This is a genomic window from Lachnoclostridium phytofermentans ISDg (assembly GCF_000018685.1).
GTDB lineage: Bacteria > Bacillota > Clostridia > Lachnospirales > Lachnospiraceae > Lachnoclostridium > Lachnoclostridium phytofermentans.
This window is the reverse complement of record NC_010001.1, coordinates 2,990,658-3,004,719: the sequence shown is the minus strand read 5'-3', so window position 1 is coordinate 3,004,719 and position 14,062 is coordinate 2,990,658. Positions and strand designations below refer to the sequence as shown.

General features: G+C 36.5%; 11 protein-coding genes. 9 read left to right on the top strand and 2 right to left on the bottom strand.

What is annotated here, in order from left to right:
* The first annotated feature begins 35 nt into the window (after nt 1-35).
* Nucleotides 36-1,046 (top strand): phosphate acyltransferase PlsX, encoded by a 1,011-nt coding sequence (gene plsX / locus CPHY_RS12635; protein ID WP_041703654.1) that lies wholly within the window; start codon nt 36-38, stop codon nt 1,044-1,046.
* A gap of 27 nt (nt 1,047-1,073) precedes the next feature.
* Nucleotides 1,074-1,304, top strand: coding sequence for an acyl carrier protein (gene acpP / locus CPHY_RS12630; protein WP_012200460.1), 231 nt, complete (start codon nt 1,074-1,076; stop codon nt 1,302-1,304).
* Between the two features lie 188 nt (nt 1,305-1,492).
* Here the strand turns inward: acpP and CPHY_RS12625 are convergent, their stop codons facing one another.
* On the bottom strand, nt 1,493-2,668 hold the full coding sequence (locus CPHY_RS12625) for an ISL3 family transposase (protein ID WP_012198596.1): 1,176 nt from the start codon (nt 2,666-2,668) through the stop codon (nt 1,493-1,495).
* 228 nt (nt 2,669-2,896) lie between these two features.
* Here CPHY_RS12625 and rnc point away from each other — a divergent pair, with 228 nt between their 5' ends.
* From rnc to ilvA, 4 genes are all read left to right on the top strand, one after another.
* Nucleotides 2,897-3,604: a ribonuclease III gene (gene rnc, locus CPHY_RS12620; RefSeq protein WP_012200459.1), complete on the top strand. Its 708-nt coding sequence runs from the start codon at nt 2,897-2,899 to the stop codon at nt 3,602-3,604.
* Between the two features lie 97 nt (nt 3,605-3,701).
* Nucleotides 3,702-7,259: a chromosome segregation protein SMC gene (gene smc, locus CPHY_RS12615; RefSeq protein ID WP_012200458.1), complete on the top strand. Its 3,558-nt coding sequence runs from the start codon at nt 3,702-3,704 to the stop codon at nt 7,257-7,259.
* A 116-nt stretch (nt 7,260-7,375) separates the two neighbouring features.
* Nucleotides 7,376-8,308: a signal recognition particle-docking protein FtsY gene (gene ftsY, locus CPHY_RS12610; RefSeq protein ID WP_012200457.1), complete on the top strand. Its 933-nt coding sequence runs from the start codon at nt 7,376-7,378 to the stop codon at nt 8,306-8,308.
* 178 nt (nt 8,309-8,486) lie between these two features.
* The gene (ilvA, locus tag CPHY_RS12605) at nt 8,487-9,707 is read left to right on the top strand and encodes a threonine ammonia-lyase (protein WP_012200456.1); all 1,221 of its coding nucleotides are present in this window, start codon (nt 8,487-8,489) and stop codon (nt 9,705-9,707) included.
* A gap of 96 nt (nt 9,708-9,803) precedes the next feature.
* On the opposite strand, the gene CPHY_RS12600 is transcribed toward ilvA, so the two are convergent.
* On the bottom strand, nt 9,804-9,980 hold the full coding sequence (locus tag CPHY_RS12600; protein WP_012200455.1) for a (2Fe-2S)-binding protein: 177 nt from the start codon (nt 9,978-9,980) through the stop codon (nt 9,804-9,806).
* A 592-nt stretch (nt 9,981-10,572) separates the two neighbouring features.
* Here CPHY_RS12600 and recA point away from each other — a divergent pair.
* The 3 genes from recA to CPHY_RS12585 all read left to right on the top strand — a co-directional run bounded on the left by recA (nt 10,573) and on the right by CPHY_RS12585 (nt 14,059).
* Nucleotides 10,573-11,616 carry a recombinase RecA gene (recA, locus tag CPHY_RS12595; protein WP_012200454.1) on the top strand — a complete coding sequence of 348 codons (1,044 nt, stop codon included), beginning with the start codon at nt 10,573-10,575 and terminating at the stop codon, nt 11,614-11,616.
* Nucleotides 11,617-11,619: 3 nt separating this feature from the next.
* Nucleotides 11,620-12,261, top strand: a complete 642-nt coding sequence (locus CPHY_RS12590) for a regulatory protein RecX (RefSeq protein ID WP_012200453.1) — start codon at nt 11,620-11,622, stop codon at nt 12,259-12,261.
* A gap of 364 nt (nt 12,262-12,625) precedes the next feature.
* The gene (locus CPHY_RS12585) at nt 12,626-14,059 is read left to right on the top strand and encodes an acyl-CoA carboxylase subunit beta (protein ID WP_012200452.1); all 1,434 of its coding nucleotides are present in this window, start codon (nt 12,626-12,628) and stop codon (nt 14,057-14,059) included.
* Nucleotides 14,060-14,062: the final 3 nt, after the last annotated feature.

Sequence of the window (14,062 nt, the reverse complement as noted above, 5' to 3'; positions counted from 1 at the left end):
GTACATAGGTAATGATGAGGAAAGGAAAGGAAGAAATGCAAAGTACAGTTAGAGTTGCGGTAGATGCAATGGGCGGTGACAATGCTCCATCCGAGATTGTCAAAGGCGCCGTAGAAGCTGTCAATGAATGTCCTGAAATCACAGTACACTTAGTGGGTCAATTGACCGCCGTACAAGAAGAACTAAAGAAGTATACGTACGATCAGAATCGTATTAAGGTAGTGGCAGCCAGTGAGGTGATTACCAATGAAGAAGCACCGGTAAATGCTATCCGTAGAAAAAAAGATTCTTCGATTGTTGTCGCACTTAATCTTGTAAAGAATGGGGAAGCAGATGCGTTTGTTTCCGCTGGAAGTACAGGAGCGGTGCTTGTAGGTGCGCAGTTGATTGCCGGAAGGATTAAGGGTGTTGAACGCCCTCCATTGGCTCCTTTACTTCCAACCATGAATGGGGTTTCCCTATTAGTGGATTGTGGCGCTAATGTAGATGCTAGAGCATCTCATTTGGTTCAATTTGCTAAGATGGGTTCCATCTATATGGAACACGTGGTAGGAATTAAGAATCCAAGGGTTGCAATCGTTAATATCGGCGCAGAGGAAGAAAAGGGTAATCTTTTAGTAAAAGAAACCTTCCCGCTTTTAAAGAACTGCGATGAAATTAATTTTATCGGAAGTATTGAAGCGAGAGATATTCCAAATGGTGCTGCAGATGTTATCGTGTGTGAAGCTTTTGTAGGTAATGTTATATTAAAACTTTACGAAGGCTTGGCGAGTGCGTTGATGAAAAAAATCAAAGCCGGACTTACAAGCACAACGATTAGCACAATCGGTGCTGCGTTAGTAAAACCAGCACTAAAAAGAACCTTAAAGGATTTTGACATGTCAAGTTACGGTGGAGCACCGATGCTTGGTCTCAATGGTCTTGTGGTGAAGAGCCACGGTAGTTCGAATGCATTAGAAATCAAAAATTCTATCATTCAGTGTATATCATTTAAAAAGAATGATATCAATAGTAAAATTAAAGAGTATATTCAAAAAGAAGATTAGAAATCACGAGTAAGAAAGGTGAACGTTATGGAATTTGAAAAGTTACAGAAAATTATCGGTGAAGTATTAAACATTGAAACAGAGGAAATCACAATGGAGACAACATTCATTGATGACTTAGGAGCAGATTCTTTGGATATCTACCAGATTATTATGGGAATCGAAGAAGAGTTCGATATCGAGATTCCAAACGAAGAGGCAGAGAATATTGTAACGGTTGCGGATGCAGTTGAACAAATCAAGAATGCATTGGAATAATATGATCGGGTGTTGCCTTAGCGGTGCAAATGGCAACACCCTTTTTTAATCTGGCTCTATGTCAAGTCTTGGGGTATAATTGTTATCAATCATGCTCCATTACTGGATGTAGAGCTATTTTTATATTTGGGGCCTATAACATATATTTTTGGGCATACGAAATAAACCTCGTGCCAGTCTATTGTTATTTAGTTACAAGAGTGTAAAATACGAGTACGGAAACGTTCAAAGTTTCGAATACCATAGGAAATACGTTTAAGAACTTTTATCTTATTATTAAAACCTTCTGTTGGTCCGTTTGTAATTCCATATTTAAAAGAATTTAATATTTCTTTTCCCCAGTGACGGTATGTGGCAGCACATTTTTCAAACTCTGCTATACCAGAACTTTCTGCATTGCGAATCCATTCGTAAAACTGTGTTCTCTGAAAGGAGTACTTAGTACTTTGACAAATATCATAAAACCATTCTTTCAACATATGCGCTTTTCGTAAGTCATCATTGTAATAAAGCATCAAGTCACATGCTTTTTTGTATTCGTCTTCTAGTTTATGATAGCGTGTTAAAATCAGTTTATGGCTTCGTTTATAGTATTTTCTTAAAGAAGTAGGCATTGTTTTTTGAAGTCGCTTTCTTACATTTTCAATTGCCCAGGTGACTTGACGAATAAAATGATATTTATCAATAATTACTTGTGCATTGGGGAAATAGCTATGGGCTAAATCCACATATGGCTGCCACATATCACACACAAAATATTTTACACGATATCGCTCGCTACGGTTTATATTCCGAAAATAGGCAGATAAGTGAGGTTGTGTGCGGTCAGGAAGGATATCCATAATGGAGCGCTGCTTTGGATTAACGATGATACATTGATACTTTCCAGTCTCAGCATTGCCTTTATATTCATCAATGGATATCGCGTCTTTTAAAGAAGGGCAAGTATAATGGATTGTGTCTAGAATCCTTACAATAGTAGCGGATGAAACATTGGCTTTATTAGCAACAGATTTTAGTGAAGTAGTATCTCTTAATTCATTTACTATGTATTGAGTTAAGCGAGTAGATCTTTGCTGATAACGAGCAAGGAAAGAATACTTTTCACTAAATCTTTTTCCACAAGAACATCGATAACGTCGCTTTTTTAAAACTAGGTAACAATGCTTTAGTTGAAAGGGCAAGTCCTTGATGGATTGCCAACGGTAATCATGAATTTGCTTGGTATGGCGACCACAGCAAGGACAAGTTTGTACGCTAGCCTTTGTTTCAATAAAGATTTTTACATAGGAATCCCCATGAATTATATTTTTTACTTTTACCTCTTTTAAATTTAGTAGTTTATTGATACAATAATTATGCATTTATGCAACCTCCTGGTGATTTGTTTCGAGACTGGCACTGGGAGGTTTTTTATTATTATAAAATAAAAAACGTTGGAGTAGCGAATTAATTTCACATACCCCAACATTTATTATAGAGCCTTTAATCTAAAAATTAGGGAAACTTTTCTACTAAAAAAGTATGTTATGGTGTAAACTAAAGTACAAAATGAAGTTTTGTATGATACACTAGAATGAGGTAGGTGAAATATGGCTGAATTATCAACAAAGAAGTTGTTAGCTGAATTTGAGCAAAAGATTGATTATGCGTTCACAGAACCAGGTCTATTAAGACAAGCGTTAACACATAGTTCATTTGCAAATGAGAAGAGACTCAGTAAGTTAGCGAATAACGAACGTCTAGAGTTTTTAGGGGATGCTGTGTTAGAATTAACAACAAGTGAATGGTTATTTGAAAAACACCCTAAGATGCCAGAAGGAGATCTCACGAAATTACGCGCGAGCATGGTATGTGAACAAACACTTGCTTTATGTGCAAGAGAACTTCATCTTGGGAATTATGTATTTCTTGGAAAAGGAGAAGACACCACAGGAGGTAGAGACAGGGATTCTATTCTTTCTGATGCCTTAGAGTCAATTATTGGTGCTATCTATTTGGATGGTGGTTTTGCTAATGCAAAAGAGTTTATTAGTAATTATATATTATCTGATATCGAACATAAGAAACTCTTTTATGATAGCAAGACTATCTTACAAGAAATTGTTCAAAGTGAATATAAGAAACATCTAAGTTATGAGTTACTTCAGGAGACCGGACCGGATCACAATAAGAAATTTACGGTCGTGGCCAAGATGGATGAAGAAAGTTTAGAAATCGGAACCGGACGTACAAAAAAAGCCGCAGAACAAGAAGCAGCATATCGCTCTATTCTACAATTGCGAAAATTACTAAAATAAAGTGAAAGATAAATCTTTCACTTAGGGAGTTTGTGCCTGCATAATCCTCAGCACAATCTTCGGATACGCAAAAAGATGCATGGAAATGAGGGAAAGAATGTATTTAAAAAGTATTGAGGTTCATGGATTTAAATCGTTTGCAAATAAAATAACATTTCAATTTAAAAATGGGATTACTGGTATTGTTGGACCAAATGGCAGTGGTAAAAGTAATGTTGCAGATGCGGTTCGTTGGGTTTTGGGTGAACAAAGTGCAAAATCGCTCCGTGGTGCCAATATGCAGGATGTTATTTTTTCAGGAACTCAGATGAGAAAGTCACTAGGTTTCGCCTATGTAGCGATTACTTTGGATAATTCCGATCATAAACTGCCAATTGAATACGAAGAGGTAACTGTATCAAGACGTGTCTATCGTTCTGGAGAAAGTGAGTACATGATTAATGGTACAAACTGTAGATTACGCGATGTACAAGAACTATTTATGGATACTGGTATTGGTAAAGAAGGGTATTCTATCATTGGTCAGGGACAAATTGATAAGATTTTAAGTGGTAAGCCAGAAGAGAGAAGAGAGCTCTTTGATGAAGCTGCCGGTATAGTGAAGTTTAAAAAAAGAAAGGCGTTAGCAGAACGGGATCTTGAAGCAGAACGATTAAATCTATCTCGTGTTTCCGATATTATTTCTGAAATAGAAAGACAGATTGGACCACTTGCAAAACAATCGGAAGTCGCAAAAGAATATCTACGCCTAAAGGAACAACTAAAAACATTAGAAGTAAATCAGTTTTTAATCGAATATGAGAAAAACAACCAGTTAAAGATTGAGGTTGATAATAAATCACAAATTGTAACAGAGGATTTTAACCAAACCCAGACGAAGTTTGATAATATCAAGATAGAGTATGAAAAGCTCGAAGAAGATTTGGAACAGTTAGGGGAAGAACTGGAGCTAGCGAAATCATGTAAAAGTGAGTTACAACTTAGCATTGAAAAGACCGACGGAGAGATTAAGGTTTTAAGAGAACAGGTTGCTTCCATAACACAGAATGAAAACTCATTTCAATCTCGAATTGATTCTTTACGAGCAAATTCAGAGAATAAGCTGAATGAATTAGAAGGTTATCGTAAAGAAAAACAGGATATCGATGAAAAATTACGTGGATTAGCGGAAAAGAAATCGCGTAGTAGTGAAGCTATATTGCAGATTGAAGCACGTATACAAGAGTTTACGAGAGAAATTGAATCTTGTAACAATGAGATTTTCCGAATCTTAAATGAAAATTCGAACATAAAGACAAACCTTCAACGATATGAAACTATAAATGAGCAAAACTCGATTAAAAAAGCAGAGATTAATCAAAAGATCCTAAAGATAAAAAGTGAAGAGTCGTCTCTAAGCATCCGATTAGAGGAATTAAAATCAAATGCAGCTCATATTATGGAACAGATAGACACTGTTACTGCGGAGAACCAAAATCTAGTTAAGCAAATCGAAGAACTTCAAAAGAAAATCGACCAAGGAGTTGCGGTATCGAATCAGAAGAATCAATCGTATTTATCCATGAACGCGAAACTGGATTCCCTTAAAAATTTAACAGAACGATATGATGGTTATGGTAATAGTATTCGTCGTATTATGGAACAAAAGGATCAAGAACCTGGTATCGTTGGTGTCGTTGCTGATATTATTAAAGTGGACAAGAATTACGAAACTGCAATTGAGACTGCACTTGGCGGTAATATCCAAAATATTGTAACAGATAATGAGAATACGGCAAAGAGACTGATTGATTACTTAAAACAGGGAAAGCATGGACGAGCTACCTTTTTACCATTAACCAGTATTCAAGGAAATATTTCAGCGAATGAACAAGTGTTAAGAGAACAGGGAGTAATTGGTCTTGCAAATACGCTGGTTCATGCAGAGAGTAGATTTGATGATTTATTAAAGTATTTGCTTGGACGAACTTATGTCGTTGACCACATAGACCATGCGATAGCGTTATCAAAAAAGTATAAGTATAGTTTACGAATTGTAACGCTTGAAGGAGAGCAATTAAATCCAGGTGGATCACTCTCCGGTGGTGCATATAAAAACTCCAGTAATTTATTATCCCGACGAAGGGAAATAGAGGAGTTAGAGGAAAATGTACTTACTCTTAAAAATGAAGTTGCGAAATTGAATGAAGATATTATTTCCTACAAAGAGCAACGTTTTTCTATGAGAGAGACAGTGGAGGCTAACCAAAAGAGGTTATCTGAATTGTCAGTGGAAGCAAACACAGCGAAAATGAATTCTAGACAAGAACAGGAAAAGATGGATGGTATGCGCCATACTTACCTGGAGTTTATGAACGAATTAAAATTAATGGAAGAGCAAAATCAAGAACTTAAAGTTAACATGGAAAACCTTAAGAATTCCTTGATTGATAACGAAAGAATTAGCAAGGAAAAAGAGCAACGAATCGAAGAGTGCAATCAAAACCTTGCGAAAGAGAGAGCGACAAAGCAAGGCTCCATGGATGAAGCTTCTTCTATTTTAGTTGAATCCTCAAATCTTGAACAAAGCATACAATATGTGTTGGAAAATATGCGCCGTGTACGTCGTGATATAGAGACACTTGAATTAGAGGAACAAGAGTTACGAAGAGAAGCAGAAAGCTCTACGGAACAAAAAAATCAGCGTGAAGAACAAATTACGATTAGTTTAAATAAAAAACAAGAGGATTTGGAACGACTTCATATACTGGAAGAAAAGATTACAAAGGCAAGTGAACAAAAGGATATCATGAGCCAAAATCATAAACAATTTGTAAAGATCAGAGAAGAACTTCAGAACCGTATCTCGCTTCTTGATAAAGAAACATTTCGACTTCAAAATCAAAAGGAAAAATTAACCGAGATTTTGGATGCACAAATAAGCTATATGTGGGAAGAATATGAATTGACAGTTAGCACAGCCACAGAGTATCAGGAAGAAGAATTAAGCAATCCTGTTACCAATAAAAAAGGAATTACAGAGCTTAAAAATAGTATTAAGACCTTAGGTGATGTTAACGTCAATGCTATTGAAGATTATAAGAATCTTTCCGAGCGTTATGAATTTTTAACGACTCAAAAAGCTGATTTAATATCTGCAGAAGAAACTCTTATGGGAATTATCAATGAGCTTGATGAAGAAATGAGAAGGCAGTTTGAAGAAAAGTTTGCCGATATTAAAGAACAATTCGATATTGTATTTAGGGAACTTTTCGGTGGTGGTAAAGGTACACTGGAGCTTACGGAGGATGAGGATATCTTAGAAGCTGGAATCCGAATCATCGCGCAACCTCCAGGAAAGAAGTTACAGAATATGATGCAGCTATCTGGTGGAGAAAAGGCACTTACCGCGATCTCTCTTTTATTTGCAATTCAAAACCTAAAACCATCCCCATTTTGTCTACTCGATGAGATTGAGGCAGCACTTGATGATTCTAATGTAAAACGATATGCGAACTATCTTCATAAACTTACGAAAGATACGCAGTTTATCATTATTACACACCGTAGAGGAACCATGGCAGCAGCTGATGTATTATATGGTATCACCATGCAGGAAAAAGGTGTTTCGACATTAGTAAGTGTGAGTCTTATTGAAGATAATTTAGATAGTTAGTATGACACTTTGTTGTTGACAGAATAATAAAAAAGAAATATCATAAACGTAATTGTTGTTTAATACTTTAATGTAGATAAATTTACAGCAAGAAATGTTGATTAGAGGTGAATGCTTTGGGAGAAAAGAAAGGTTTTTTCAGCCGTTTGGCTTCTGGTTTGGCGAAGACCAGAGATAATGTGATTTCTAGTATTGAATCAATTTTTACTGGTTCATCAAATATTGATGATGACTTCTATGAAGAGCTGGAAGAAACATTAATTATGGCTGATCTAGGGATAAATGCGACAACTGCTATTATTGAAAATCTTAAAAATAAGGTAAAAGAAAATAAAATAAAAGAACCGAGCGAATGTCGTGATCTCTTAATGGCAAGTATGAGAGAACAGATGAGCTTACAAGAGAATGCTTACGAATTTGAAAATCATAAATCTGTTGTTCTGCTAATTGGTGTCAATGGTGTTGGTAAAACAACCAGTGTAGGAAAGTTAGCAGGCCAATTAAAAGATTCCGGGAAAAAGGTTATGGTTGCAGCAGCAGATACATTCCGTGCAGCAGCAATAGAGCAATTAACCGAATGGGCGAACAGGGCTCATGTTGATATCATAGCGCAAAAAGAAGGTTCCGACCCAGCTGCAGTAATCTATGATGCTGTAACAGCTGCAAAGTCTCGTAATGTAGATATATTAATTTGTGATACAGCAGGACGTTTACACAATAAGAAGAACTTAATGGAAGAACTTCGTAAGATTGATCGTGTCATTGAGCGAGAATATCCGGGTGCATATCGTGAGACTCTTGTCGTTTTAGATGGAACAACAGGTCAGAATGCATTGGCTCAGGCGAAGCAATTCAATGAAGTTGCTGACATTACTGGTATCGTTCTTACCAAGTTAGATGGTACTGCAAAAGGTGGTATTGCAATTGCAATTCAATCTGAATTAAAGATACCGGTAAAATATATCGGTGTTGGTGAGCAGATAGATGATTTACAGAAGTTTGACCCAGATGACTTCGTAAAAGCATTATTTGCTGTAGATACTAAATAATTTTAAGAGTATAGAAGTAAACGACAACCCGAAAGGGTTGTCGTTTTGACAAATCCGAAAGGGTTGTCGTTTTGACAACTTGGTAACAGGTTGCCGTTTCATCATGCGCTTGGCGGCGCTTGTACCAAAACAAAGCCAATAGAATAGGTTATTTTTAACCGAGAAGGAGGACATAACGATGATGACATTGGATAAATTCGAAGAAGCCAGTGAAGCGGTCATGAAAGTAACCAACCGTACAAAACTTGTGTACAGTGATTATTTTTCAGAAATGACAGGGAACAAGGTGTATTTAAAGCCTGAAAACATGCAAAATACCGGTGCTTATAAGGTAAGAGGTGCATATTACAAGATTAGTACATTATCCGATGAGGAAAGAAAAAAAGGTTTAATTACTGCATCCGCTGGAAATCATGCGCAAGGTGTTGCTTATGCAGCAAAAATCTATGGTGCCAAAGCAGTCATTGTAATGCCGACTACGACTCCATTAATCAAAGTGAATCGTACCAAAAGTTACGGTGCAGAAGTGATTCTATATGGCAATGTATATGATGAAGCGTGTCAGTATGCACTTGATTTGGCTAAGGAACATGGATATACATTTATTCATCCATTCAATGATGAAGTAGTTGCAACCGGACAAGGGAGTATCGCAATGGAAATTATCAAAGAGCTCCCAACCGTTGATATTATCTTGTGTCCAGTAGGCGGTGGTGGCTTGCTTGCTGGGGTATCTACTCTAGTAAAACTATTAAATCCAAATATTAAAGTAATAGGTGTAGAACCAAGTGGTGCAAATTGTATGCAGGAATCTTTAAAGGCTTCTCATGTTGTAACCTTGCCTGTAGTGGATACAATTGCTGATGGTACAGCTGTAAAAACGCCTGGTGATGTAATCTTTCCATACATACAAAGTAATGTGGATGACATTATTACAGTTGAAGATAAGGAGCTAATTGTAAGTTTTCTTGATATGGTTGAGAATCATAAGATGATTGTTGAAAATTCTGGTTTACTAACCGTAGCTGCTTTAAAGAAATTAGATGTAACAGGGAAGAAGGTAGTTTCTATCCTTAGTGGTGGGAATATGGATGTGATTACTATGTCCTCCATCGTACAGCATGGATTAATTGAACGAGGAAGAATATTTACCGTATCGGTACTATTACCGGATAAACCTGGCGAATTAGTAAATATTGCTTCAGTGATCGCGAAGGAACAGGGAAATGTAGTTCGATTAGAGCATAACCAGTTTGTAAGCATTAATCGTAATACGGCTGTGGAACTAGTGATTACTTTAGAAGCGTTTGGACATGAACATAAGAAAGCTATTGTTAAAGCTCTAGAGAAAAAAGGATATAATCCAAAACTAATACAACCAAAAGGTACCTATATGTAATAATAAGGGGCTTTTCATGGAAGAGAAAGAGAGATTACTCAATCACTTCTATGAAAAGCCCCGTGGCTTTGCGTCAAGAGTTTCCTATGTGCAGAGCTATTTGTTTAAAGATTCAAGAAGACTTTCAATTTCACCAATGCAAGCACCACAAAGTGTACCAGCTTGAGTAGCTTCTCCGATTGCTTCTACTGTTTTTGCTCCATTTGCATAAGCATCTTTGATGTCTTTTACAGACACTTCATAACATGTGCAGATAATATCGTCATCGTTCATAATCTTACCTCAATTTCTTTCTTTTTAATAGCTAGAAAACATCATGGTTATTATAATACTTATCCAATAGACTAGACTACGTTGCTATTATATACAAAAAGCAATTGTTTCATTCATGATGTTATCTTGAAAAAAGTATAACATAGATCGTTTATTCAAGACAAGGAAAAGTATGGAACGTATGATTTTTTATTGATTTATGACAAGGAAAAGTACACGAAGCCTCTATTCTTGTTTAAAATTAAATTGATTGATAGAAATCATTGAAACGATAGGATAGATATGTTTCCCCATTGTGAAGTTCGTTATTGTGCAATTGTATGCGAAATCTTAAGTTTTTTCTCACTCTTGTTTCTCATTCTCTTATTTACAAGTCTGCCAAGCTTTCGTATACTATTGATAGAACCAGTGGCTAGATTCGTAAATATTAGAATAGGAGTAAGGTATTTATGATACGGTTTCGTAACACTTCAGCTGAATTGTTATTACTGGGAGATTTGTTTGGGATAAGGTATTGACAAAAAACTTAGAATAAGATAAGATGATTACAGAATAAGAACACATGTTTGGTATAGGAAAAAGGAGAAGTAAAATGGCGAATGAGGATAAGATAAAAGCATTAGAATCTGCTCTTGCGCAGATAGAAAAGCAATATGGTAAGGGCTCCGTAATGAAACTAGGGGAAACCGGGACTCGTATGAACGTAGAGACGGTGCCTACAGGGTCTATTAGCCTTGATATTGCATTAGGTCTTGGCGGTATTCCAAAGGGTAGAGTTGTAGAAGTATATGGACCGGAAAGTAGTGGTAAGACAACGGTAGCACTACATATGGTTGCTGAAGTTCAAAAAAGAGGCGGTATCGCAGGCTTTATTGATGCAGAGCATGCGCTCGATCCTGTCTATGCAAAGAATATTGGAGTAGATATTGATAACCTATATATTTCACAGCCAGACAACGGAGAGCAAGCTCTTGAGATTACAGAGACCATGGTTCGTTCTGGTGCAGTTGATATCGTTATCGTTGACTCTGTTGCTGCATTAGTTCCGAAGGCAGAGATTGATGGTGATATGGGAGATTCTCATGTTGGTCTTCAAGCTAGATTAATGTCACAAGCACTTCGTAAGTTGACAGCAGTAATTAGCAAGTCAAACTGTATTGTAATTTTTATTAACCAGCTTCGTGAAAAGGTTGGTGTTATGTTTGGTAATCCCGAGACAACAACTGGTGGTCGTGCTTTAAAATTCTATTCTTCCATACGTTTGGATGTTCGAAGAATTGAGGCTTTAAAACTTGGCGGAGATATTGTTGGTAACAGAACTAGAATTAAGGTTGTGAAGAATAAGATTGCACCACCATTTAAGGAAGCAGAGTTCGATATTATGTTTGGCCAGGGAATCTCAAGAGAAGGAGATATCCTAGATTTAGCAGCAAATGAAGGTATCATTGTAAAAAGTGGAGCTTGGTATGCTTATAATGAGTCAAAGATTGGCCAAGGTCGTGAGAATGCAAAAGTATTCTTAAAAGAGAATCCAAATATCCTTGAAGAAGTAGAAGTACAAGTGAGAGAGCGTCATAATCTTCCTAACGATATAAAGAAAAAGGTAGATGATATAAAGAAAAAGGTAGAAGAGTAATCGATGGAATTCATAGTGACCGAGATTAAGCCAATAGATAAGGTAAGAGTACGAATCTTTCTTAATGATGAGGCTGCATTTTGGCTTTATCGTAAGGATTACAAAGAACTTCCTTTGGAAGTTGGTTTAAAAATACCGGATACCTTACTACTGAAGATAGAGTCCGAACTAGTTTTACGATATGCCAAAAAGCAAGCGTTAACTTTACTAGAAAGAATGGATCGAACTGAGCTTGAATTAGTCACAAAGCTTCGAGATAAAGAATTTCCGGAGCATGTGGTAACCCAAGCAATCACCTATGTAAAGAACTTTCATTACCTTGATGACTATCGTTACACTTTAAATTATATTAGAGGAAGATATCAAACCAAAAGTAAGCGGCAGCTTAGCTATGCCCTATATCAAAAAGGAATTAACCAATCTGATATTGACAGAGCGTATGAGGAAATCATGGGGTCTTTTTCTGAATCAACGGAGGATAAAGACTTAGAAGAAGAGGCTATTCTAAGGATAGTTCGAAGAAAAGGAAAACCAATGGATGAGTTTACGAAAGAAGAAAAGCAAAAGCTGGTTGCTTCTCTTTATCGGAAAGGATTTCATAACCATACCATACAGAAAGTGTTACGAACAGAAGAGGATTTCTAATGTGATTTGCTTGTGTGTGTTTAGGAAAGTGATTACAGGAATAATCGATATAGAAAGATGATTATAGACTGACGATAAGTACAGAGATAGTTAGGAGTATTATTAATATAGACTCCTAACTATCTCTGTTTTTTATTGTTTCTTTTGTTAGTGATATTGACTATGGGAAAATAACTAATTTAAAAACTATCGACGAATACAGGGTAAATATAACAAAAAAATAAAAAGATATACTTATATAATGTACAATGTATCGACACAATAACCAAAAAAAGTGAATATAGGTTGAAAGTTTGACAAGTTAGGACTATAATAGTAATTGGAAAAATATTGGTTTAACTATTAAATAAATGGAGGCCTGAATATGACTAGTACATCACAACTGTCAGCAAGGGACAGGATTGTCACTTTGCTTGACGAGAACAGTTTTGTTGAGGTTGGTGCTTTGGTTACTAGAAGAAGTACTGATTTCAACCTGCAACAAAAAGAAGTACCTTCTGATGGTGTTATCACAGGTTATGGAATTATTGACGGTAATCCTGTCTATGTTTATAGCCAGGATGTAGCTGTAATGAATGGTTCCATAGGTGAAATGCACGCAAAGAAAATATCAAATTTATATGATCTTGCAATGAAGGTTGGTGCACCTGTTATCGGTTTGATTGATTGTGCCGGCTTGAGATTACAGGAAGCAACGGACGCATTAGCTGGATTTGGAGATCTTTATCTAAAACAATCCTTAGCATCCGGGGTAATCCCACAGATCACAGCAATTTTTGGTAATTGCGGAGGAGGCAGTGCCATATCCGCATCTCTATGCGACTTTGTCTTCATGGAAGAGAAGAACGCAAAATTATTCGTAAATGCTCCAAATGCAATTCTAGGAAACAATTCTACTAAATGTGATACCGCAACAGCTTCTTTTATGGCTGAAGCAGGTGTTGTTGATTTTGTCGAAGCAGATGAAGAATCTGTACTAAACAGCATTCGTAACTTAGTTGCAATGTTACCTGCAAACAATGAAGACGATGCTTCTTATGAGGAATGCACCGATGACTTAAATCGTGCTTTATCCTCCTTTACCTCTGAACTTAGTGATACAACTCTTGCACTTAAAGATTTATCTGACCATGGTATTTTCATCGAATTGAAGAAGGCATATGCAAAGGACATGGTGACAGGTTTTATCAAATTAAATGGTTTAACTGTTGGTGCTGTAGCAAATCGTACTGCGTTACTCGATGAAGATGGTAAAGTAATCGAAAAATATGATGATTCTTTATCTACAGCAGGTTGTTATAAAGCAGAGAAGTTTGTAAAGTTCTGCAATGCTTTTCAAATTCCGGTACTTACTCTAACGAATGTTGCTGGATACAGTGCAACAATGAAGGATGCAGGATCCATTGCTATAGCGACAGCGAAATTAACCTATGCCTTCGCGAATGCAACAGTGCCAAAAGTAAATGTCATTTTAGAAAAGGCATACGGTAGTGCATACATAACAATGAATTCGAAACATATTGGTGCTGATATGGTATTCGCTTTGGATGGTTCCATGATTGGTACTATGGATGCTGAACTTGCAGCGCAGATTATGTATGCTGATAACAAAGAAGAACAAGCGTTAAAGGCTACAGAGTATAAAGTATTACAGCAAAGTGCAGAGTCAGCGGCAAAACGTGGTTATGTGGATGCTATTATATCACCAGAGAGTGTAAGACAACATGTAATCTATGCATTTGAAATGTTATTCACAAAGAGAGAGAGCCGACCAAGCAAAAAGCATGGAACGGTTTAGGGT